The following is a 23,661-nucleotide window of genomic DNA, read 5'->3' as shown; positions in this document are numbered from 1 at the left end:
CGGTCGCTCGCCTACCCTGGAGGTATGCGCCTCATCCTCATCAGACACGGTCAGACCTCGTCCAACGTCGCCGGCTTGCTCGACACCGCGATCCCCGGTGCCGTTCTCACCGACCTCGGCGAGACGCAGGCGGCCGCCCTCCCCAAAGCGCTCGTGGGGGAGCGGATCGACGCGGTCTACGCCTCCACCGCGGTGCGGGCGCAACAGACCGCCGCACATGTCGCCGAAGTCAGCGGGCTTCCCGTGATCGTCCGTGACGGACTCCGGGAGATCAGCGCCGGCGACAACGAGATGCTCGGGTCGGCCGAGGCCGTCCAGGTCTACATCGACACCATCGTGGCGTGGGCGATGGGCGACCTCGACACCCGGATGCCGGGCGGCGAGAACGGCCACGAGGTGTTCGCGCGCTTCGACGCCGTGATCGAGGAGCTCGAGGGTTCCGGACTGGAGAGCGTGGTGGTCGTGAGCCACGGAGCGATGCTCCGGTCCTGGCTCGGGCTGCGCGGGGCGAACGTCGACGGACACTTCATCGGCACGCACCCCATCACGAACACGGGCGTCATCATCGTCGACGGGGACACGACCACCGGTTGGCGGGTCGACACGTGGACGGGCGACGCCGTCGGCGGACCGGAGCTGACGACGGAGGCCGACGGTCCAGCCGCCGCCGTCGAGCGCGGCTTCTGATCAGTTCGCGTCGTCGGCCGAGGTCGCGCCGTCCGTGAGGAACGGTCCGGGCTCTTCGCCGGGCTGACCCGGGAGTGAGCCGACGAGACGGTCGAGCTCGGCGGCGTCGACGTCGATGCCCTGGTCGCTGAGACGGTCCGCCAGCGCTGCCCGGACGTCGAGGTCGGGAGTGAGGGACCGGTCGGCTGCGACCTGCACGAGGATGCCCTGGAGCCGGTCGTCGGTGCTGGCGTCGTGGACGTCCTGGCGCGGGTCGGTGTGCTCTGCGGTCATGGTGTCGGGTCCCATCGTGTCGGACGACGTGAGGTACGCCGTGCTCTCGACGGTACGCTACGGCGTCGCCGCCACCTCCCGCAGGGGCTTGCGCAAGCTGTGTCGGCAGAGCATGTTGAGTGCACCCAACTGGGATTCCACTCGTTCGCGGTACCGGTGGTGGGACTCGAACCCACACGTCTTTCGACAAAGCATTTTGAGTGCTCCGCGTCTGCCATTCCGCCACACCGGCGCGTCCGCCGCACGGCGAACAGCAACCTGCATCAGAGTACCGTAGGATTTGAGGGTGACCGAGCAAGAGACCCCTCCCGCAGCCCCACGGCGCGTCGTCGTCGCTGAGGACGAATCCCTCATCCGCCTCGACATCGTCGAGATCCTCCGCGACAACGGTTTCGAGGTCGTCGGCGAGGCCGGCGACGGCGAGACCGCTGTCGCCCTCGCGACGGAACTCCGTCCGGATCTCGTGATCATGGACGTCAAGATGCCTCAGCTCGACGGCATCTCCGCGGCCGAGCGCATCGGTAAGGCGCACATCGCCCCGGTGGTCCTCCTCACGGCCTTCAGCCAGAAGGAGCTCGTCGAGCGGGCGAGTGAGGCAGGTGCCCTCGCCTACGTCGTGAAGCCGTTCACGCCGAACGACCTCCTTCCCGCGATCGAGATCGCCCTCTCGCGCTACCAGCAGATCATCACCCTCGAGGCCGAGGTCGCCGACATGGTCGAGCGCTTCGAGACCCGCAAGCTCGTCGACCGGGCGAAGGGCCTCCTCAATGAGAAGATGGGCCTCACCGAGCCCGAGGCGTTCCGCTGGATCCAGAAGGCCTCCATGGACCGCCGCCTCACCATGCACGATGTCGCGCAGGCCATCATCGAGCAGCTCAGCGCCAAGAAGTAGCGCTCCTCCCTCGTCGCAAGAGCGGCCCGTCCCCTCGGGGGCGGGCCGCTCTGCTGTGTCCGGTGCCGGACTCGTCAGCCGGTCGGTGCGTCCTTGATGAGGTTCGTGATGCGGATCGTGGAGCACCGTCGTCCCTGCTCGTCGGTGACGGCGATCTCGTGCACGGTGAGCGAGCGACCGAGGTGGATCGGCGTGCAGACACCCGTCACGATGCCCTCGGTGGCGGATCTGGTGTGCGTCGCGTTGATGTCGATGCCGACCGCGAGCTTGCCCGGGCCCGCGAAGAGGTTGGCGGCCATCGAGCCGAGGGACTCGCCGAGCACGACGTACGCCCCACCGTGCAGCAGCATCGCGGGTTGGGTGTTGCCCTCCACCGGCATGGTGGCGACGGATCGCTGCACCGTGAACTCGGTGAACTCGATGCCCATCTTGGCGGCGAGTGCGCCACTGCCCCTCGTCCGCAGGAACTCGAGTGCGTCGTCGGTCTCGTTCGTCATGTCCACCTTCGGATCGGGCCTGAGCCGTGTCGGCACCGGCTTGTAGGCTGGGCGCGTGTCGGAATCAGAAAAGCCTACCCTCCTCGTCGTCGACGGCCACTCGCTCGCATTCCGGGCGTTCTACGCCCTGCCGGTCGACAGCTTCCAAACCCGCGACGGTCAGCACACGAACGCCATCCACGGCTTCATCTCCATGCTGATCAGCCTGCTCAAGAACGAGAATCCGAGCCACATCGCCGTGGCGTTCGACATCTCGCGCCGTTCCTTCCGCACCCGCGAGTACCCCGAGTACAAGGGCACACGCGGTGAGACCCCGCCGGAGTTCAAGGGGCAGGTGCCGCTGCTCGAAGAGGCGCTCAAGGCGATGAACATCACGACGATCAGCAAAGAGGACTACGAGGCCGACGACATCCTCGCCACCCTCGCCAAGCAGGGCGCTGAGGACGGCTTCCGCGTGCTCGTCGTCTCCGGCGACCGCGACACCATCCAGCTCGTCACCGACGACGTCACCCTGCTGTACCCGTCGAGCCAGGGCGTCTCCGCGCTCACCCGGTACGACGGCGCCAAGGTCTTCGAGCGCTACGGCATCCGGCCGGAGCAGTACCCGGAGATCGCGGCGCTCGTCGGCGAGACGAGCGACAACCTCCCGGGCATCCCGAAGGTCGGCGAGAAGACCGCCGTGAAGTGGCTCAACCAGTTCGGCTCCCTCGAGCAGATCCTCGAGCGCGCCGACGAGATCACCGGCAAGGTGGGGGAGAGCCTCCGCGAGCACAAGGAGAACGCGGTCCGCAACCGCCGCCTCAACCGGCTCCTCACCGACGTCGAACTGCCTGTCGGACCGAAGGACCTCGAACGCCGACCGATCGACGCGGACGCGGTGGCGGCCGTCTTCGGGCGGCTCGAGTTCCGCACGCTGCTCGATCGGGTCCTCAAACTCGACGGACTCGAGGCCAACACGGATGTGTCCGCACCGCAGGCGGGCGGCGTGGTCATGCCACCGCAGAAGGAGCTGCTCGACGAAGAGCTCGAGGCGTGGATCACCCGTGCCGTCGCCGCACATCCCGCCGGGATCGGTCTCCACCTCGACCTCGACGGAGGCCTGCCGGTCGCAGCCGGCCTCGCGACGCCCACGGAGATCGTCTCGCTCGCCTGGCGTCCCGGTGAGGCCGACTACGCCCCGCTCGAAGCATGGTTGGCGAGCGACGCCCCGAAGATCATGCACGACGCCAAGCCACAGCTCCAGGCGGTCACGCGCGCCGGCCTGACGGTCGGCGGACTCGGCTACGACACCGCGGTCGCCGGTTGGCTCCTGCGTCCGAGCGGCGGCGACAAGACCATCGCCGACCTCATCACGCGCTATCTCGACGAGACGATGCCCGTCGCCGACCCGAACCAGCTCGTCCCCGAAACCGACCCCGTGGGGGCCGGCGGTACCGCCTGGTACGCCCTCCGGGTCGCCGAGGCCACCCGCACGGCGCTCGACGCCGGGTCACTCGGCGTCCTGCTCGACATGGAGCTGCCGGTCCTCCAGGTGCTGGCCCACATGGAGCTGACCGGCGTGACGGTCGACCACGACATCCTGAGCGGCCTGTCCGAGCAGCTCGGCAATCGGGCCGCGGAGCTCGCGAGCAACGCGTATGCGGAGATCGGCCGCGAGGTCAACCTCGGATCACCGAAGCAGCTGCAGGAGGTCCTCTTCGACCAGCTCGCCATGCCGAAGACACGCGCCAACAAGACGGGCTTCTCGACGGACGCCGGCGCCCTGGCCGATCTCCAGGAGAAGAGCCCGCATCCGTTCCTCGGGCTTCTCCTCGAACACCGCGATGCGACGAAGCTCCGCCAGATCGTGGAGACGCTCGACAAGGCGATCACGCCCGACGGCCGCATCCACACGACATACGTGCAGATCGGGACCAGCACCGGTCGGATCTCCTCGACCGACCCGAACCTGCAGAACATCCCCGTGCGCACCGAGGAGGGACGCCGCATCCGTGCCGCCTTCCAACCCGGCTCCGGGTACGAGACCCTGCTGACCGCCGACTACTCGCAGATCGAGATGCGGATCATGGCGCACCTCTCCGGCGACGCCGGCCTCATCGAGGCGTTCAAATCCGGCGAGGACCTCCACCGCTTCGTCGGCGCGCGCATCTTCGGCGTCGCCGCCGAGGACGTCACGCCCGCGATGCGCAACAAGGTGAAGGCGATGTCGTACGGACTCGCCTACGGTCTGAGCGCGTTCGGGCTCTCGAAGCAGCTGCGGATCTCGAGCGCTGAGGCGAAGCAGCTCATGGTCGACTACTTCGAGCGATTCGGTGCGGTCCGCGACTACCTGCGCAACGTCGTCGAGCAGGCGAAGCTCGACGGCTACACCGAGACGATCTTCGGTCGTCGGAGGCTCTTCCCTGAGCTCTCGAGCCCCAACCGACTGGTCAGGGAGAACGCCGAACGTCAGGCGCTGAACGCCCCGATCCAGGGTTCGGCCGCCGACATCATGAAGCGCGCCATGATCGGCATCGAGTCCGAGCTGCGCTCCGAGTCCCTCAGCTCGCAGATGATGCTGCAGGTGCACGACGAACTGATCTTCGAGGTCGCCGAGGGGGAGTGGGACGCCCTGGAGCGCATCGTCCGAGCGCAGATGGCCGGCGCCGCCGAGCTGTCGGTACCGCTGGAGGTCCAGATCGGCCGCGGCCACGATTGGGACGCCGCAGCCCACTGAGCGCCCCGCAGGTCCGCACCCGGCGCCGGACGGGTGCGGACTAGGCTCGACGTCATGTCCCACGAAGAACCTCGTCAGAGCACACCGATCGACGTCATCGCCGAGAGCTGGGTGGAGACCCTCGTCCAGCTGAAGCCGGAGGTCGGCACCTACATCGGCCGCACGGACGTCGGCGGACGGTATGGCGACTACTCGCCGGCCGGGCACGAGGCGTACATCGAAGCCGCGTCGCGCACGCTTCGCGAGCTGCGGTCGGCCGCACCGGTCGACGCCGTCGACCGCGTCACCCAGACCGACCTCTCGGCGGAGCTGGAGCTCGACCTCGCCTCGTCGGAGGCCGGTCTCCAGTACCGCGACCTCAACGTGATCGCGTCGCCGTCGCAAGAGCTGCGCGATGTCTTCGACCTGATGCCGACGGCCACGGTCGAGGACTGGAGCACCATCCGGACCCGCCTCGGCGCGTTGCCGGACGCGGTCGACGGGTACATCGAGACCCTGCGCGCGGGCATCGCCCGGGGGATCACCCCGGCACGCCGTCAGGTGGCCGAGGTGTACGAGCAGGTCCTCCGCACCGGCGCCGGCGACGGGTTCTTCATCGGCTTCGCCGCCAACGCCGGACCAGCGGACGGCCAGCTCCCGGCGTCCCTCGCCGCCGAACTCTCGACGGGTGCCGGTGCCGCAGCCGTCGCCTACAACCGTCTGGCGGACTTCCTCGCGCACGAACTGCTGCCTGCTGCAACCCAGGAGGACGCCATCGGCCGCGAGCTCTACGCGCTGCAGTCCCGCCGTTTCCTCGGCGCGACGGTCGACCTCGACGAGAGCTACAGTGGGGCATCGAGGAACTGGCGCGCATGGTGTCGGAGCAGGAGGCGATCGCGAACGAGATCCTCCCCGGCGCGTCCGTCGAGGAGGCGGTCGCCTTCCTCGAACAGGATCCGGCGCGCAAGCTGCACGGCACCGACGCGCTCCAGCGATGGATGCAGGAGACGAGTGACCGTGCGGTCGAGGAGCTGGGGCGGACGCACTTCGACATCCCGCAGGAGATTCGCGCGCTCGAGTGCATGATCGCGCCGACGCAGGAGGGTGGGATCTACTACACCGGCCCGACGGACGACTTCTCTCGCCCTGGCCGCATGTGGTGGTCCGTCCCCGCCGGCGTCACCGAGTTCGACACGTGGCGCGAGCTCACGACCGTCTACCACGAGGGTGTGCCAGGACATCACCTGCAGATCGGGCAGGCCGTCGTCAACCGGAAGACGCTCAACCTCTGGCGTCGACAGCTCGCCGGCACCTCCGGCCACGCGGAGGGCTGGGCCCTCTACGCCGAGCGCCTGATGGAGCAGCTCGGATACCTCGACGACCCGGCGGACCGTCTGGGCATGCTCGACGGTCAGCGGATGCGCGCGGCCCGCGTCGTCCTCGACATCGGGGTGCACCTCGGCAAGCCGCTCCCGGACGGCAGCGGAACCTGGACCGCCGAGTACGCCTTCGACTTCATGGGTCGGAACGTCAACATGTCGCCGGAGTTCGTCCGGTTCGAGGTCAACCGGTACCTCGGTTGGCCCGGCCAGGCGCCGTCGTACAAGATCGGCCAGCGCATCTGGGAACAGCTCCGTGACGACGCGGCCCGCCGCGCCGGGGACGCCTTCGACATCAAGGACTTCCACCGTCGGGCGCTCGACCTCGGGGGCGTCGGGCTCGACACGCTGCGGTCGGCGATGCTCGGATGACGACCGAACGGATCGTCGTCGCCGGCGCGTCCGGGTTCATCGGGCGTCGTCTGGTCGAGTCGTTCCGGGCCGACGGTGCCACCGTCTCCGTCATCGGGCGCGGTGCCGCCGACGCGCGGTGGGGTGACCACACGGGCATCGCCCGGCTGGTCGACGGCGCGGACCTCCTGGTCAACCTCGCCGGGAAGAGCGTGAACTGTCGCTACACCCCGTCGAACCGCGCCGAGATCCTCCGGTCCCGCGTGGACACGACGACGGAGCTGGCGCGGGCGGTGCGTGCAGCCGCCTCGCCCCCGCCGCTCTGGATCAACTCGTCGACCGCCACGATCTACCGCCATGCCGACGACCGCCCGATGACGGAGGCCGACGGTGAGATCGGTTCCGGGTTCTCCGTCGACGTCGCGACCGCCTGGGAGCAGGCGTTCTTCGCGGACGAGCTGCCCGGGACACGACGGGTCGCCCTCCGCATCGCGATCGTCCTGGGCGACGGCGGAGCGCTCACCCCGCTCCGGTGGTTGGCGCGTCTCGGCCTCGGGGGCCCCCAACTGGACGGTCACTGGCCCACTTCCCGATCGCGTCGTGCCGCCGGGACGGATCACCGGTTCGGGACGCCGGGCGGGCGGCAGCGGTTCAGCTGGATCCATCTGGACGACGTCGTCGGCATCGTCCGGTTCCTCCGTGGCCATCCCGAACTCGACGGCGTCGTCAACGTGACGTCACCGAACCCCACCGACAACCGCGGATTCATGCGGACCGTGCGGTACGTGCTCGGGATGCCGCTCGGCCTCCCCGCACCCCGCTGGTTGCTGGAGATCGGGATGTCCGTCCTGCGGACCGAGAGCGAACTGGTCCTGAAGAGTCGCTGGGCGATGCCGGAGCGGTTGCTGCAGGCGGGCTACCGGTTCGAGCACCCGACGCTCGATCCAGCGCTGCGGGACATCCTCTCCGACCACGGCTTGCCTGCACGCCCGGAAAATCGCTAGACTGGACTGTCACAATTGTGACGTCCTATCCGCCTGCCCGTCTCGCAGAGCGACACCGATCCCCGGATCGGTTCACACAACAGCATCGCTTCGATCAACGTCCGTGGTCATCCACGGGTCCGGAGCCGTGCGCGAGGCCGGCCTGAATCATTGTCCACCTGGAGCAATTACTACATGACAAGCGCAACGACCGCCCCCAAGCAGGTCGCAATCAACGACATCGGATCTGCTGAGGACTTCCTCGCAGCGGTCGAAAAGACTCTGAAGTTCTTCAACGACGGCGACCTCATCGAGGGCACCGTCGTGAAGATCGACCGCGACGAGGTCCTCCTCGACGTCGGCTACAAGACCGAGGGTGTCATCCCCTCGCGTGAACTCTCCATCAAGCACGACGTCGACCCCTCCGAGGTCGTCAACGTCGGCGACACGATCGAGGCTCTCGTTCTCCAGAAGGAGGACAAGGAAGGCCGTCTGATCCTGTCGAAGAAGCGCGCACAGTACGAGCGTGCTTGGGGCGACGTGGAGAAGATCAAGGAATCCGACGGCGTCGTCACCGGTTCGGTCATCGAGGTCGTCAAGGGCGGCCTCATCGTCGACATCGGCCTCCGTGGCTTCCTCCCGGCCTCGCTCATCGAGCTGCGCCGCGTCCGCGACCTCACGCCGTACCTCGGCCAGGAGATCGAGGCGAAGATCCTCGAGCTCGACAAGAACCGCAACAACGTGGTCCTGTCGCGCCGTGCGCTCCTCGAGCAGACGCAGTCCGAGAGCCGCACCACCTTCCTCAACAACCTCCAGAAGGGACAGGTCCGCAAGGGCGTCGTCTCCTCGATCGTCAACTTCGGCGCGTTCGTCGACCTCGGTGGCGTCGACGGTCTCGTCCACGTCTCCGAGCTCAGCTGGAAGCACATCGAGCACGCCAGCGAGGTCGTCGAGGTCGGTCAGGAAGTCACCGTCGAGATCCTCGAGGTCGACCTGGACCGCGAGCGCGTCTCGCTGTCGCTCAAGGCGACCCAGGAGGACCCGTGGCAGGTCTTCGCCCGCACCCACGCCATCGGCCAGGTTGCACCGGGTAAGGTCACCAAGCTCGTCCCGTTCGGTGCGTTCGTCCGCGTCGCAGACGGCATCGAGGGCCTCGTGCACATCTCGGAGCTCTCCGGCAAGCACGTCGAGCTGGCCGAGCAGGTCGTTTCGGTCGGCGAAGAGGTCTTCGTCAAGGTCATCGACATCGACCTCGAGCGTCGCCGCATCTCGCTGAGCCTCAAGCAGGCCAACGAGGGTGTCGACCCCGAGGGCACCGAGTTCGACCCGGCCCTCTACGGCATGCTCACGGAGTACGACGAGCTCGGGAACTACAAGTACCCCGAGGGCTTCGACGCCGAGACGCAGGAGTGGAAGGAAGGCTTCGACGCCGAGCGCGAGAAGTGGGAGCAGGACTACGCTGCCGCCCAGGCTCGTTGGGAAGCGCACAAGAAGCAGGTCGCTGCCGCAGCCGTCGAAGAGGCCAACCAGGCTTCCTCGTCGACCGCGTCCTCGTCGGCCGGTTCCTCGTTCTCGAGCGACTCCGCCGGCGGCGGCACGCTCGCTGACGACGAGTCCCTCGCGGCCCTCCGCGAGAAGCTCTCGAGCAACTAGTCCCACCAGCACCGACCAGCGTCGGTGTCCAGCAGGGGGTCGCCTTCGGGCGGCCCCCTGCTGCGTTGTGCGGGGCGCTCGTCGGAGGCGCTGCACGCTCCGCGGGTACGCTGGCTGACATGTACCTCATCGGCCTCACCGGCGGGATCGCCTCCGGCAAATCGACCATCGCGGCCCGGCTCGCTGAACACGGCGCCATCGTCATCGACGCGGACGTCCTCTCACGAGAGGCCGTCGAACCGGGGACGCCGGGACTGGCCGCCATCGCGGAGCGCTTCGGTGCCGACGTGATCGGGCCCGACGGAGCACTCGACCGCGCTGCGCTCGGCTCCATCGTCTTCGCCGACGACCAGGCGCGGGCCGACCTCAACGCCATCGTGCACCCGGAGGTCAAGCGGCGTTCGCAGGCCCGGATCGCCGAAGCCTCGAGCGACCCCGGTGCCGTCGTCGTCTACGACGTCCCGCTGCTCGTCGAGACCGGCCGCGCCGACGAGTTCGACCTCGTGGTCGTCGCCGCGGCTCCGGAGGGGGAGCGCGCCCGTCGGCTCGTCGACCTCCGCGGGCTCGACCGGGTCGAGGCGGAACGACGGATCGCGGCCCAGGCGACCGAAGAGCAGCGCACCGCCGTCGCCGACGTGGTGATCGACACCGCCGGCTCGCTCGAGCACACCCTCAGCCAGGTCGACGCGGTCTGGCACCGCGCCGCCGCGGCCGCTGTACGGGCGCCCGATCGGCAGGACGGCGTCTGAGCGCGTCGCCCGCTCCGCTGTGGGCGAAGCGGGGCAGCGGTGTCGGTGGCCCTCCGTAGACTCGGAGCATGGAACCAACACGCGCCGTCCGCCCCTTCGAGGTGATCAGCGAGTACGAGCCGAGCGGCGATCAGCCCGCCGCCATCGAGCAGCTGTCCGGGCGCATCAACGCCGGCGAGACCGACGTCGTCCTGTTGGGCGCCACGGGTACCGGCAAGTCCGCGACGACCGCCTGGCTCATCGAAGCCGTCCAGCGCCCGACGCTCGTCCTGGCGCACAACAAGACGCTCGCGGCCCAGCTGGCGAACGAGTTCCGCGAGCTCATGCCGAACAACGCGGTCGAGTACTTCGTCTCCTACTACGACTACTACCAGCCCGAGGCCTACGTCCCACAGACCGACACCTTCATCGAGAAGGACTCGTCGATCAACGCCGAGGTCGAGCGGCTGCGGCACTCGACCACCAACTCGCTGCTGAGCCGTCGTGACGTCATCGTCGTGTCGACCGTGTCGTGCATCTACGGCCTCGGTGCGGCGGAGGAGTACCTGGAGGCGATGGCGGCGCTGCAGGTCGGGCAGAACATCGGGCGCGACCGACTCATCCGCAAGTTCGTCGGTATGCAGTACAACCGCAACGACGTCGACTTCTCGCGCGGCAACTTCCGTGTGCGCGGCGACACCATCGAGATCATCCCGGTCTACGAGGAGCTCGCGATCCGCATCGAGTTCTTCGGCGACGAGATCGAGGCCCTCTACGCCCTGCACCCGCTCACCGGCGACGTCGTGAAGAAGCTCGACGCGGTGTCGGTGTTCCCGGCCTCCCACTACGCTGCCAGCCCGCAGACGATCCAGCGCGCCATCGGCACCATCCAGGAGGAGCTGGCGGAGCGGCTCCAGTCGCTCGAACGCGAGGGCAAGCTCCTCGAGGCCCAGCGGCTCCGCATGCGCACCACCTTCGACCTCGAGATGATGCAGCAGATCGGCTTCTGCTCCGGCATCGAGAACTACTCGCGCCACATCGACGGCCGCTCGGCCGGCGAGGCACCGAACTGCCTCCTCGACTACTTCCCCGACGACTTCCTCACCGTCATCGACGAGTCGCATGTCACCGTCCCGCAGATCGGCGCGATGTTCGAGGGCGACGCCTCCCGCAAGCGCACCCTCGTCGAGCACGGGTTCCGACTCCCGAGTGCGATGGACAACCGTCCGCTCCGGTGGGACGAGTTCAAGAACCGCGTCGGCCAGACGGTGTACCTCTCGGCGACGCCGGGCAAGTACGAGATGGGCATCGCGGACGGCATCGTCGAGCAGATCATCCGCCCGACCGGCCTCGTCGACCCGGCGATCATCGTGAAGCCCTCCAACGGCCAGATCGACGACCTCCTCGAGGAGATCCGGGTCCGCGCCGAGCGCGACGAACGCGTCCTCGTCACCACCCTCACCAAGAAGATGGCGGAGGAGCTCACCGACTTCCTGACCGAGGCCGGCGTGCGCGTCCGCTACCTGCACTCCGACGTCGACACCCTGCGGCGGGTCGAGCTGTTGAGCGAACTCCGGCAGGGCGTCTACGACGTCCTCATCGGCATCAACCTGCTGCGCGAGGGGCTCGACCTCCCGGAGGTCTCGCTCGTGGCGATCCTCGACGCCGACAAGGAGGGCTTCCTCCGCTCGTCGACCTCGCTCATCCAGACCATCGGTCGTGCCGCCCGCAACGTGTCCGGCGAGGTCCACATGTACGCCGACGTCCTGACCGACTCGATGAAGCGCGCGATCGAGGAGACGGACCGTCGCCGCGAGAAGCAGGTCGCCTACAACGAGGAGCGCGGGATCGATCCGCAGCCGCTGCGTAAGCGGATCGCAGACATCACCGAGGCGCTCGCCCGGGAAGGCGCGGACACCGCGGCACTGCTCGCCGGACGCGACAACGGCAAGAAGAAGAGCCCGACGCCGAACCTGCGGCGGGAGGGCATCGCCGCCGAGGGCGCGAACGACCTCGAGTCGATCATCGCGGACCTCAACGCGCAGATGCTGGCCGCCGCGGCGGAGCTCAAGTTCGAACTCGCCGGCCGTCTCCGCGACGAGGTCTCCGAACTCAAGCAGGAACTTCGACAGATGGCCAAGGCCGGGCACATCTAGTCCGCCGCTTCGCTGAGAGCGCAGTACCACAGACACCGCTCGGGAGTCCGGTGTCGGTGGTGCTGCGTAGACTCGAAGGGTGTCAATTGCCAAGGTAGATCACCACTCCACGCTCAGCGTCCGCGGTGCCCGCGTCCACAATCTTCAGAACGTCGACCTCGAGATCCCTCGCGACTCGCTCGTCGTCTTCACGGGTCTCTCGGGCTCGGGGAAGTCCTCACTCGCCTTCGACACGATCTTCGCCGAGGGCCAGCGACGCTACGTCGAGTCGCTCTCGGCGTACGCCCGCCAGTTCCTCGGTCAGGTGGACCGCCCGGACGTCGACTTCATCGAGGGCCTGAGCCCCGCGGTCTCGATCGACCAGAAGTCCACGAACCGCAACCCCCGGTCGACCGTCGGGACGATCACCGAGGTCTACGACTACATGCGGCTGCTCTGGGCACGCATCGGCGTCCCGCACTGCCCGGTCTGCGGCGAGGTCATCCAGCGTCAGACGGTGCAACAGATCGCCGACCAGCTGATGGAGCTCGAGGAGCGACGCCGCTACCAGATCGTCGCCCCCGTCGTGAGCCAGAAGAAGGGCGAGTTCGTCGACCTCTTCAAGGAGCTCTCGGCCAAGGGCTTCGCGCGCGCCATCGTCGACGGCGAGGCGATCCAGCTCGCGGAACCGCCGACCCTCAAGAAGCAGGTCAAGCACGACATCGCGGTCGTCGTCGACCGCCTCGTCGCCGGGCCCGAGATCCTCGGTCGCCTGACCGACTCCCTCGAGACGGCACTGCAGCTCACCGACGGCCTCGTGACGATCAACTTCGTCGACGAGGAGGGCGACGACGCCTGGCGCACCTTCTCCGAGAAGCTCTCCTGCCCGAACAACCACCCGCTGCAGCTGACCGAGATCGAGCCGCGGACGTTCTCGTTCAACGCCCCGTTCGGCGCCTGCCCGGAGTGCTCGGGCCTCGGCACGCGCATGTCGGTCGACGCGGAGCTGCTCCTCGGCGACGAGGAGCTCAGCATCAACGAGGGCGTCATCGTCCCGTGGACCACCCAGGGCAAGGGGCTCTACCAGTACTACGAGAAGCTGCTCGACGGGCTGGCCCGCGACCTCGACTTCTCGCTCGACACCCCCTGGCGCGACCTGCCGGCGTCGGTCCAGGAGGCGGTGCTCCGCGGCGACAACTTCAAGGTCAAGGTCAAGTGGAAGAACCGCTTCGGCCGCGAGATGAGCTACTCCTCGGGCTTCGAGGGCGTCATCCCGTACATCGAGCGTCAGTACCTCCAGGCCGACACCGACAGCCAGCGCGTGCGCTGGTCCGAGTACCTGCGCGAAGTCCCGTGCCAGGTCTGCGGCGGTCGTCGCCTCAAGCCCGAGGTCCTCTCCGTCCTGATCCACGAGCACAACATCGCCGAGGTCGCCGAACTGAGCCTCTCCGACGCCCGCGCGTTTATGGACCGCCTCGAGCTGAGCGACCGCGAGGCCCACATCGCTGCGCAGGTGTTGCGCGAGATCAAGGTCCGACTCGACTTCCTGATCCAGGTCGGACTCAACTACCTCGACCTGGCCCGGACCGCCGGCTCCCTCTCGGGCGGTGAGGCGCAGCGCATCCGCCTCGCGACGCAGATCGGCTCGGGACTCACCGGCGTGCTCTACGTCCTCGACGAACCCAGCATCGGTTTGCACCAGCGCGACAACCGCCGTCTCATCGAGACCCTCGTGGCCCTGCGCGACCTCGGCAACACGCTGATCGTGGTCGAACACGACGAGGACACCATCCGCACCGCCGACTGGATCGTCGACATTGGTCCCGGCGCGGGCGTCAACGGCGGCCGTGTCGTGCACTCCGGGTCGTACGAGGCGCTCGAGGCCAACACCGAGTCCCTCACCGGTGACTACCTCTCCGGCCGCAAGGCCATCGAGATCCCGGCGAAGCGTCGTCCGATCGACACGAAGCGTCAGATCCAGGTGATCGGAGCGCAGGCCAACAACCTGAAGAAGGTCAGCGCGGACTTCCCGCTCGGGGTCCTCACCGCCGTCACCGGCGTGAGCGGCTCCGGGAAGTCCTCGCTCGTCAACGACGTCCTGTACCGGGTCCTGGCGAACAAGCTGAACGGCGCGCGCAAGCTGCCCGGCAAGCACACCAGGGTCACGGGTCTGGAGCACCTCGACAAGGTCGTCCACGTCGACCAGGCGCCCATCGGCCGCACCCCGCGCTCGAACCCCGCCACGTACACGGGCGTCTTCGACAAGATCCGCAACCTCTTCGCGGAGACGCAGGAGGCCAAGGTCCGCGGCTACCTCGCCGGCAGGTTCAGCTTCAACGTCAAGGGCGGCCGCTGTGAGGCCTGCTCGGGCGACGGCACGATCAAGATCGAGATGAACTTCCTGCCCGACGTCTACGTCGCCTGCGAGGTGTGCGGGGGAGCGCGGTACAACCGCGACACCCTGACCATCCACTACAAGGGCAAGAACATCGCCGAGGTCCTCGACATGCCGATCGCCGAGGCTGCCGACTTCTTCGAGCCGATCTCCTCGATCCACCGGTTCCTGAAGACGCTCGTCGAGGTCGGCCTGGGCTACGTCCGTCTGGGCCAGAGCGCCACGACGCTGTCCGGCGGCGAGGCCCAGCGCGTGAAGCTCGCGACCGAGCTGCAGCGGCGGAGCAACGGGCGCAGTGTCTACGTCCTCGACGAGCCGACCACGGGTCTGCACTTCGAAGACGTCCGGAAACTGCTGCTCGTCCTCGGCGGGCTCGTCGACAAGGGCAACACGGTCATCGTGATCGAGCACAACCTCGACGTCATCAAGTCCGCCGACTGGCTCATCGACATGGGCCCCGAGGGTGGAGCAGGTGGTGGGACGGTCCTCGCCACCGGAACACCCGAACACCTCGCGACGGTCCCCGGCAGCCACACGGGCTTCTTCCTGAACGAACTGTTCGAGGCAGAGGCCGGCGGCAGCCGCAAGGCGGGCTGACGTGGCGGCCGTCCGCGGCGGAAGTGGTCTGGCGTACCGGCCGAAGGCGGGGGAGATCCCCACCATGCCCGGCGTGTACCGCTTCAGCGACGACTCGGGCCGGGTGCTCTACGTCGGCAAGGCGATGAACCTCCGGGCGAGGCTCAGCAACTACTTCGCGCCCCTGCACACCCTCCACGAGCGCACGCGCCGCATGGTGACGACCGCCACCGGGGTCACCTGGACGACGGTCGGCAGCGACGTCGAGGCGCTCCAGCTCGAGTACACGTGGATCAAGGAGTACGACCCGCCGTTCAACGTCAAATTCCGAGACGACAAGTCGTACCCGTACCTCGCGGTCACCCTCGGTGACGAGGCGCCGCGCGTCATGGTCACCCGGAACACCCGGATCCCGGGGGCCAAGTACTTCGGTCCGTACCCGAAGATCTGGGCCGTCCACGACACGGTCGACCTCATGATCAAGGTCTTCCCGATCCGCACCTGCTCCGACTCGGCGTACAAGCGGGCGATGGCCTCGGGGAAGCCCTGCTTCCCCGGGCAGATCGGGCGATGCGGCGGCCCGTGCTCCGGCAAGGTCACCATCGAGGAACACCGCGCGATCGTCGACGACTTCGTCTCGTTCATGGTCGGCAACGACCGCCGGTTCACGACGCGCATCACCGCCGACATGAAGGCCGCAGCGGCCCGCCAGGACTACGAGTCCGCGGCCGTCTACCGGGATCAGCTCCAAGCGCTCGACCAGGTGCTCGCGAAGAGCGCGGTCGTCCTGCGCGACGCAGTGGACGCCGACCTGTTCGGCATCGACCACGACGAGCTCGCCGCGTCGGTGCAGCAGTTCATCGTCCGTGGCGGCCGCATCCGCGGAGTGCGGTCGTGGACCGTCGACAAGGAGCTCGACATGTCGACCGCCGAGCTCGTCGACAGCGTCGTCCAACGGGTGTACGCCGCCGCGAGCGGGACCGAGGTCCCGCGAGAGGTGCTCGTCCCGGAACTGCCGGACGACGCCGAGAGCCTCGAGGACTGGCTGGCCGAACGCCGCGGCTCGAAGGTCGCCCTCCGCGTCGCCCAACGCGGCGAGAAGGCGACGCTCATGGAGACCGCGGTCGTCAACGCCAAGCAGGCCCTCATGCTCTACAAGACCCGGCGCAGCTCCGACTTCGTCGCCCGGACACAGGCACTCGAGGACATCCGCGATGCGCTCGGGATGCCCGAGGCGCCCCTGCGGATCGAGTGCTTCGACGTGTCGCACCTGAGCGGTACCAACATCGTGGCGTCGATGGTGGTCTTCGAGGACGGGCTGTCCCGCAAGGACGAGTACCGCCGCTTCGGCGTCGCCGAGTCCACCGACGACACCGACTCGATCTACCAGGTCGTCTCCCGGCGACTCGCGCACCTGACGTCGTCCGAGCCCGTCGAGACGGTCGACGAGACCACGGGGGAGCGCAAGCGCCGGAAGTTCACCTATCCGCCGCAGCTCCTCATCGTCGACGGCGGGCAACCACAGGTCGCCGCCGCCGCACGTGCGCTGGAGGAGTCCGGCCTGACCGGGATCACCCTGTGCGGACTGGCGAAGCGACTGGAGGAGATCTGGTTGCCCGACGACCCGTATCCGGTGATCCTGCCGCGGGGGAGCGAAGCGCTGTTCCTCCTCCAGCGGGTCCGCGACGAGGCGCACCGGTTCGCCATCAGTTTCCAGCGACAGAAGCGGAAGCGCGACATCTCGACCGTCCTCGGCGAGATCCCGGGGCTCGGTCCGGCGAAGGTCCGCGAGCTGCTCAAGCACTTCGGATCCGTCGCGCGCCTGAAGACCGCGACGCCGGCCGAGATCACCGAGGTCAAGGGCATCGGCGACAAACTCGCGGCCACGGTGCACGAGGCGTTGACCTCCGGCTCCGCACAGCCCTCGCAGGCCTCGCGGAATGGGTAGGCTGGGACTTCAGACCTTCGAGGAAAGCGTGTCGATGACCCCGGGCCAGCCGCAACACCAGCAGGAAGTCCTCATCGTCACGGGGATGTCCGGCGCCGGACGCTCCACCGTCGCGAACGCGCTCGAGGATCTCGGCTGGTACGTCGTCGACAACCTGCCCCCGCAGATGCTCCGTCCCCTCGTCGATCTCGCCGAGCGCGCCGGATCACGTCTGCCGCGGATCGCCGCGGTGGTCGACGTCCGGGGCCGCGACTTCTTCAGCGAGCTGCAGGAGATCGTGCCGGCGCTCCGGGGCGGGACGCACCTCCGCATGATCTTCCTGGAGGCGACCGACGCGGCGCTCGTCCGCCGGTTCGAAGCCGTCCGCAGGCCGCACCCGCTGCAGGGCGAGGGCACGATCCTCGACGGCATCGTGGCGGAGCGTCACCGACTGAGCGAGATCCGAGAGTCGAGCGACGTCATCATCGACACGAGCGACCTCAACATCCACCAGCTCGCCACGACCACGCGTGAGCTCTTCGCCGGCGCGGAAACACCGGGTGTCCAGGTCACCGTGCTGAGCTTCGGGTTCAAGTACGGCCTGCCGCCTGATGCGGACCTCGTCGCCGACATGCGGTTCCTCCCGAACCCGTTCTGGGTTCCGGAGCTGCGTGCATTGAGCGGTCAGGACCCCGAGGTCAGTGAGTACGTGCTCTCGCAGACCGGAGCCGCCGAGTTCCTCGAGAGCTACGCCCACGCCCTCGAACCCGTCCTCGCCGGGTACCAGCGCGAGAACAAGCGTCACGTCACCATCGCCGTCGGCTGCACGGGGGGCAAGCACCGCTCGGTCGCGGTCGCCCTCGAACTCGCCGACCGGCTGCGGAACCAGTCCGGCGTCGCCGTGCACGTCCGGCACCGAGACCTCGGGCGCGAATGACGCCCACGGGCCCGACGCAGCCGCGGCGGAGCCCGAACGGTCCGAGGCACCACGCCTCCGGATCGCGAACATGCAGGATCGACGCCGCACTCCGACGGCGCGATCACGACAGATAGGAACCACCGTGGCCCTCACCGCCGACGTCAAGAACGAACTGGCGCTCGTCCGCGAGACCCGCAACTCGGTCCGAGCGGCCGAACTCGCGTCCCTGCTCCGCTTCTCCGGCGGACTTCACACGATCTCCGGGCGCGTGGCGATCGAAGCCGAACTCGACAGTCCGACCCTCGCGCAGCGGGTGCGTCGTGACATCGGCGAGCTCTACGGGATCCGCAGCGAGATCCTCGTGCAGAACCCCGGCAGCTCGGGCAAACCGAGCCTGTTCGTGGTGCGCGTCATCGAGGGCGGCGAGACCCTCGCCCGGCAGACCGGACTCCTCGACGCCCGACGGCGTGCGGTCCGCGGGCTGCCGAACCGGCTGACCACCGGGTCGCGCGACGAACTCGCCGCCGTCTGGCGGGGCGCGTTCCTCGCGACCGGGTCCCTGACCGACCCCGGCCGATCCGCGTCACTCGACGTCGTGTGCCCCGGCAACGAGTCCGCGATGGCGCTCGTCGGTGCCGCGGGCCGTATCGGTGTCTCCGCGAAGGCACGTGAGGTCCGCGGCATCCACCGTGTCGTCATCCGCGAGGGTGACGCGATCAGCGGCATGCTGTCGCTCATGGGTGCCACCGGCACCGTCACCTCCTGGGAGGAGATGCGGCAGCGCAAGGAGGTCCGGGCGACCGCGAACCGCCTCGTCAACTTCGACGACGCCAACCTGCGCCGCTCCGCCCAGGCGGCCGTGGCGGCCTGCGCGCGCGTCGAGCGCGCCCTCGAGATCCTGGGCGACGAGGTCCCCGACCACCTGCAGTACGCCGGTGCCCTGCGCCTCGACCACCGTGAGGCCAGCCTCGACGAACTGGGCCACTTCGCCGACCCTCCGATGACGAAGGACGCCATCGCCGGCCGCATCCGGCGCCTGCTCGCCATGGCGGACAAGCACGCGAGTGATCTCGGCATCCCGGGCACGGACGCCAACCTCCCGGCGGATTACGAGGACTGAAACAGCTCGTGAATCCTCGCCGACCCGCCATCGTCGCGGTTCGTCATGCTGGGAACAAGCCCCGACTCCCGACGGTTGCCGCTCACTAGACTGGGTGATGACGCTCAGAGCCGTGTGCAGACAGCGCACGGGACAACACGAGGAGATCACGAAGAATGGCTGTTTACTCACTGCCCGAATTGCCGTACGACTACAGTGCGCTCGAGCCGCACATCAGTGCGACCATCACCGAGCTCCACCACGACAAGCACCACGCCACCTACGTGGCCGGTGCGAACACGGCCCTCGAGAAGCTCGCTGAGGCCCGCGACGCCAACGACTTCACGAACGTCAACAAGCTCGAGAAGGACCTCGCGTTCAACCTCGGCGGTCACGTCAACCACACCATCTGGTGGAACAACCTCTCCCCGGACGGCGGCGACAAGCCGACCGGCGAGCTCGAGTCGGCCGTCGACGAGTACTTCGGCAGCTTCGACAAGTTCCAGGCGCACTTCACCGCCGCGGCGCTCGGCGTGCAGGGTTCCGGATGGGCCGCGCTCACCTGGGACACCCTCGGTCAGCGCATCAACATCCAGCAGTTCTTCGACCAGCAGGGCAACTTCCCGGCCGGCACCGTCCCGCTGCTGCTGCTCGACGTCTGGGAGCACGCCTACTACCTCGACTACAAGAACGTCCGCGCCGACTACGTCAAGGCGTTCTGGAACATCGTCAACTGGGCCGACGTCCAGGCACGCTTCGAGGTCGCGCGCAAGCAGACCAACGGCCTGCTGGTACTGTCGTAGTTGACCGGTCCGTCCCGGTCCCACGGGCCGGGACGGACCACCTTCCTCCTCACTCGGGGAGGGCGCTCACTCCGAGCAGACCGTACAATCGCGCCGTCTGGCGCCTCAGTATCAGGAGTCATCTGTGTCCGTCAAGATCGGCATCAACGGCTTCGGCCGCATCGGCCGCAACTTCTTCCGCGCCGCCCTCGCCAAGGGCAGCGACCTCGAGATCGTCGCTGTCAACGACCTCACCGACAACAAGGCGCTCGCCCACCTCCTGAAGTACGACTCCATCACGGGTCGTCTGGACGCGACGGTCGAGCTCGACGGCGACAAGATCATCGTCAACGGCAAGCCCATCATCGTGCTCGCGGAGCGCGACCCCGCCGACCTCCCCTGGGGCGAGCTCGGCGTCGACATCGTCATCGAGTCGACCGGTCGCTTCACGAAGTCCGACGACGCCCGCAAGCACATCACCGCCGGCGCCAAGAAGGTCCTCGTCTCGGCTCCCGCCACGGGCAGCGACGTCGCCACGATCGTCCTCGGCGTCAACGAGGGCACGTACGACGCCGCGACGCACGACATCATCTCGAACGCGTCCTGCACGACGAACTGCCTCGCGCCGCTCGCCAAGGTCCTGCTCGACAACTTCGGCATCGAGCGTGGCCTCATGACCACGGTCCACGCCTACACCGCCGACCAGAACCTGCAGGACGGCCCGCACAGCGACCTCCGTCGTGCGCGCGCCGCCGCCGTCAACATCATCCCGACCTCCACCGGTGCAGCCAAGGCACTCGGCCTGGTCATCCCGGAGCTCGTCGGCAAGCTCGACGGCTACGCCCTGCGCGTCCCGGTCCCGACCGGTTCGATCACCGACCTCACGGTCGAGCTGACCAACCCGGCCACGGTCGAGGAGATCAACGCCGCGTACAAGGCTGCCGCAGAGGGCCCCCTCAAGGGCATCCTGAAGTACACCGAGGACCCGATCGTCTCGAGCGACATCGTGACGGACCCGCACTCCTCGATCTTCGACGCCGGCCTCACCAAGGTCATCGGCTCGCAGGTCAAGGTCGCCTCGTGGTACGACAACGAGTGGGGCTACTCGAACCGCCTCGTCGACCTCACCGAGTACGTCGCGGACCGCCTCTAACCAACCGACTGTCTGCCGCACTCCTCACCCGAGCAGCCAGACACCGCATGGTCCGAACGGGCGTCCTGAATCATCTTCAGGGCGCCCGTTCGGCTTCGTCGGTGGTCGTGGCTCAGCGCAGAGAAAGACCCTCCTCATGACCCTCCGCACCCTCGACTCGCTGGGCGACCTCAGCGGTCGCCGAGCCGTCGTCCGCCTCGACCTCAACGTTCCGCTCAAGGACGGCGTCATCACCGACGACGGCCGCATCCGCGCGGCACTCCCCACCCTCAACGCGCTCATCAACCAGGGTGCGCGTGTCGTCATCGTCTCGCACCTCGGCCGCCCCGACGGCACACCCGACGCGAAGTACAGCCTTGCGCCCGTCGCGCAGCGACTGTCCGAACTCCTCGGCAAGCCCGTGACCTTCGCCGCCGACACCGTCGGCAGTGCCGCGACCGACGCCGTCGCCGCCCAGACCGACGGCGACGTCGTCCTGCTCGAGAACCTGCGCTTCAACTCCGCCGAGACCAGCAAGGACGCCGGCGAACGTGAGGCGTTCGCCGCCAAGCTCGCCGCCTTCGGCGACGTCGTCGTCTCGGACGGCTTCGGTGTCGTCCACCGGAAGCAGGCGAGCGTGTACGAGCTCGCCAAGCTGCTCCCGAGCGCTGCCGGGCTGCTCATCGCCGCCGAGCTCGAGGTCCTCGACCGTCTCACCGAGACCCCGGAGCGCCCCTACACGGTCGTCCTCGGCGGCTCGAAGGTCTCCGACAAGCTGGGCGTCATCGGCCACCTGCTGCCGCGCGTCGACTCGCTGCTCATCGGCGGTGGCATGCTGTTCACCTTCCTCGCCGCCCAGGGGCACGCAGTCGGTTCGAGCCTGCTCGAAGCGGACCAGATCGAGACCGTCCGCGGCTATCTCGCGAAGGCCGACGAGCTCGGCGTGACGATCGTCCTGCCGACCGACGTCGTCGTCGCCTCGGCGTTCGGTGCCGACGCCGAGCACGTCGTTCGCCCGGCCGACGCCATCGAGGACACCCCGTTCGGTGCCTCAGGACTCGGACTCGACATCGGACCGGACACGGCTGCAGCGTTCGCCGAGATCGTCGCCGCGTCCAAGACGGTGTTCTGGAACGGCCCGATGGGTGTGTTCGAACTCGCGCCCTTCGCCGCCGGTACGCGGGCGGTCGCTGAAGCACTCACCCGCACGGACGGCCTGAGCGTCGTCGGTGGCGGTGACTCGGCCGCAGCGGTTCGTGCGCTCGGCTTCGATGATGACCAGTTCGGTCACATCTCAACTGGTGGCGGCGCCAGCCTCGAGTTCCTCGAGGGCAAGCGTCTGCCTGGACTGGAGGTCCTCGGATGGCAGCAGTAACCCCCGGGCGCACGCGTGTGCCCCTGATCGCCGGCAACTGGAAGCTCAACCTGGACCACCTCCAGGCGATCGCCCTCGTCCAGAAGCTCGATTGGACGCTCAAGGACGGCAAGCACGACTACGCCGACGCCGAGGTGGCCATCTTCCCGCCGTTCACGGACCTCCGCTCGGTCCAGACGATCGTCGCCGCCGACAAGCTCAAGCTGGCCTACGGCGCGCAGGACCTGTCGCAGCACGACTCCGGCGCCTACACCGGTGAGATCTCCGGGGCGTTCCTCGCGAAGCTCGACTGCCGCTACGTACTCGTCGGACACTCCGAGCGCCGCACCCTGCACAACGAGACCGACGAGGTCGTCCAGGCGAAGACGGCCGCAGCCGTGCGACACGACCTCGTCCCCGTCATCTGCATCGGTGAGACCGCCGAAGACCTCGAGGAACACGGCCCGTCGGCCGTCCCCGTGGCGCAGCTCAAGGCGGCCATCGACGGACTCGCACCGGACGCGGACATCGTCGTGGCCTACGAGCCGGTGTGGGCCATCGGCTCCGGTCAGGCGGCGACGCCCGACCAGGCGCAGCAGGTCGCAGCCGCTCTCCGCAGCACGCTCGCCGAGGTCCTCGGCGACGAGGCGGCGCAGCGCACGCGGATCCTCTACGGCGGTTCGGTGAAGGCCTCGAACATCGCCGGCTTCATGCGCGAACCAGACGTCGACGGCGCCCTCGTCGGTGGTGCGAGCCTGCTCGACGAGGAGTTCGCCGGGATCGCCCGCTTCTCGCAGCACGTCGGACTCTGACCGACCTGCTGCACCAGCAGCACCGACACGGCTCGGCCCGCGGCACCAGCCGCGGGCCGAGCCGTGTCCGCTGAACCGTCGAGGTATACTGGACGGCGGTTCAGCCCCTCTGAACGCGAATGCGAAAGGTCTCACGTGGAGATTCTCCAGGTCATCCTGCAGGTGCTGCTCGGCATCACCAGCCTCCTGCTCACCTTCCTGATCCTGCTGCACAAGGGCCGCGGCGGCGGTCTGTCCGACATGTTCGGCGGCGGCTCCTCCAGCAACCTCGGTTCGTCAGGGGTCGCCGAGCGCAACCTCAACCGCTTCACCGTCATCCTCGGCCTGACCTGGGGTGCCTGCATCGTCGTGATCGGGCTCCTGACGAAGTTCGCCGCCGCCTAGACCGGCCG

Annotated in this window: 18 protein-coding genes, 1 tRNA gene and 1 pseudogene; 17 read left to right on the top strand and 3 right to left on the bottom strand. The window is 68.3% G+C overall.

Features of this window, described 5'->3' with window-relative positions; genetic code table 11:
- The first annotated feature begins 24 nt into the window (after positions 1-24).
- Positions 25-687: a histidine phosphatase family protein gene (locus tag IFU30_RS08225; RefSeq protein ID WP_192004897.1), complete on the top strand. Its 663-nt coding sequence runs from the start codon at positions 25-27 to the stop codon at positions 685-687.
- Here the strand turns inward: IFU30_RS08225 and IFU30_RS08220 are convergent, their stop codons facing one another.
- Both IFU30_RS08220 and IFU30_RS08215 read right to left on the bottom strand, forming a co-directional pair.
- Positions 688-960: a hypothetical protein gene (locus tag IFU30_RS08220; RefSeq protein ID WP_124769355.1), complete on the bottom strand. Its 273-nt coding sequence runs from the start codon at positions 958-960 to the stop codon at positions 688-690.
- Positions 961-1,111: 151 nt separating this feature from the next.
- Positions 1,112-1,192: transfer RNA gene (locus IFU30_RS08215), tRNA-Leu, on the bottom strand.
- 54 nt (positions 1,193-1,246) lie between these two features.
- On the opposite strand from IFU30_RS08215, the gene IFU30_RS08210 reads away from it, so the two are divergent.
- A complete protein-coding gene (locus tag IFU30_RS08210; RefSeq protein ID WP_064296913.1) occupies positions 1,247-1,852 on the top strand; it encodes an ANTAR domain-containing response regulator in 606 nt (201 codons plus the stop codon).
- Positions 1,853-1,926: 74 nt separating this feature from the next.
- On the opposite strand, the gene IFU30_RS08205 is transcribed toward IFU30_RS08210, so the two are convergent.
- Entirely contained in the window at positions 1,927-2,349 is a 423-nt protein-coding gene (locus IFU30_RS08205) for a hotdog fold thioesterase (protein WP_079705949.1), read from the bottom strand.
- Positions 2,350-2,404: 55 nt separating this feature from the next.
- Between IFU30_RS08205 and polA the strand changes: the two genes are divergently transcribed.
- The 15 genes and pseudogenes from polA (at position 2,405) to secG (ending at position 23,653) form a co-directional block, all read left to right on the top strand.
- A complete protein-coding gene (gene polA, locus IFU30_RS08200) occupies positions 2,405-5,065 on the top strand; it encodes a DNA polymerase I (RefSeq protein WP_192004896.1) in 2,661 nt (886 codons plus the stop codon).
- 54 nt (positions 5,066-5,119) lie between these two features.
- Positions 5,120-6,795, top strand: a pseudogene (locus tag IFU30_RS08195) (DUF885 domain-containing protein).
- Positions 6,792-7,778, top strand: a complete 987-nt coding sequence (locus IFU30_RS08190; RefSeq protein ID WP_192004895.1) for an epimerase — start codon at positions 6,792-6,794, stop codon at positions 7,776-7,778. The pseudogene IFU30_RS08195 and the gene IFU30_RS08190 overlap by 4 nt, the downstream one beginning before the upstream one ends.
- A gap of 174 nt (positions 7,779-7,952) precedes the next feature.
- Positions 7,953-9,410 (top strand): 30S ribosomal protein S1, encoded by a 1,458-nt coding sequence (gene rpsA, locus IFU30_RS08185; protein WP_056005690.1) that lies wholly within the window; start codon positions 7,953-7,955, stop codon positions 9,408-9,410.
- Between the two features lie 119 nt (positions 9,411-9,529).
- Positions 9,530-10,159 (top strand): dephospho-CoA kinase, encoded by a 630-nt coding sequence (gene coaE / locus IFU30_RS08180; RefSeq protein WP_192004894.1) that lies wholly within the window; start codon positions 9,530-9,532, stop codon positions 10,157-10,159.
- Positions 10,160-10,227: 68 nt separating this feature from the next.
- The gene (gene uvrB / locus IFU30_RS08175) at positions 10,228-12,294 is read left to right on the top strand and encodes an excinuclease ABC subunit UvrB (RefSeq protein ID WP_056777426.1); all 2,067 of its coding nucleotides are present in this window, start codon (positions 10,228-10,230) and stop codon (positions 12,292-12,294) included.
- 79 nt (positions 12,295-12,373) lie between these two features.
- Positions 12,374-15,265: an excinuclease ABC subunit UvrA gene (gene uvrA, locus IFU30_RS08170; RefSeq protein WP_159878819.1), complete on the top strand. Its 2,892-nt coding sequence runs from the start codon at positions 12,374-12,376 to the stop codon at positions 15,263-15,265.
- Between the two features lies 1 nt (position 15,266).
- Entirely contained in the window at positions 15,267-17,192 is a 1,926-nt protein-coding gene (uvrC, locus tag IFU30_RS08165) for an excinuclease ABC subunit UvrC (protein WP_079705955.1), read from the top strand.
- A 34-nt stretch (positions 17,193-17,226) separates the two neighbouring features.
- A complete protein-coding gene (gene rapZ, locus IFU30_RS08160; protein WP_064296920.1) occupies positions 17,227-18,108 on the top strand; it encodes an RNase adapter RapZ in 882 nt (293 codons plus the stop codon).
- A 124-nt stretch (positions 18,109-18,232) separates the two neighbouring features.
- A complete protein-coding gene (whiA, locus tag IFU30_RS08155; protein ID WP_064296921.1) occupies positions 18,233-19,210 on the top strand; it encodes a DNA-binding protein WhiA in 978 nt (325 codons plus the stop codon).
- A gap of 155 nt (positions 19,211-19,365) precedes the next feature.
- The gene (locus IFU30_RS08150) at positions 19,366-19,992 is read left to right on the top strand and encodes a superoxide dismutase (protein WP_064296922.1); all 627 of its coding nucleotides are present in this window, start codon (positions 19,366-19,368) and stop codon (positions 19,990-19,992) included.
- A gap of 124 nt (positions 19,993-20,116) precedes the next feature.
- A complete protein-coding gene (gap, locus tag IFU30_RS08145) occupies positions 20,117-21,124 on the top strand; it encodes a type I glyceraldehyde-3-phosphate dehydrogenase (protein ID WP_064296923.1) in 1,008 nt (335 codons plus the stop codon).
- 136 nt (positions 21,125-21,260) lie between these two features.
- The gene (locus IFU30_RS08140; RefSeq protein ID WP_079705956.1) at positions 21,261-22,478 is read left to right on the top strand and encodes a phosphoglycerate kinase; all 1,218 of its coding nucleotides are present in this window, start codon (positions 21,261-21,263) and stop codon (positions 22,476-22,478) included.
- On the top strand, positions 22,466-23,269 hold the full coding sequence (tpiA, locus tag IFU30_RS08135; protein WP_192004893.1) for a triose-phosphate isomerase: 804 nt from the start codon (positions 22,466-22,468) through the stop codon (positions 23,267-23,269). The genes IFU30_RS08140 and tpiA overlap by 13 nt, the downstream gene beginning before the upstream one ends.
- A gap of 135 nt (positions 23,270-23,404) precedes the next feature.
- Positions 23,405-23,653 carry a preprotein translocase subunit SecG gene (gene secG / locus IFU30_RS08130; RefSeq protein ID WP_056005661.1) on the top strand — a complete coding sequence of 83 codons (249 nt, stop codon included), beginning with the start codon at positions 23,405-23,407 and terminating at the stop codon, positions 23,651-23,653.
- Positions 23,654-23,661: the final 8 nt, after the last annotated feature.

The organism is Plantibacter sp. CFBP 8798, from assembly GCF_014841195.1.
Lineage (GTDB): Bacteria > Actinomycetota > Actinomycetes > Actinomycetales > Microbacteriaceae > Plantibacter > Plantibacter auratus.
Note: the sequence above shows the minus strand (reverse complement) of the source record. Positions and strands in the feature narration are given on the sequence as shown.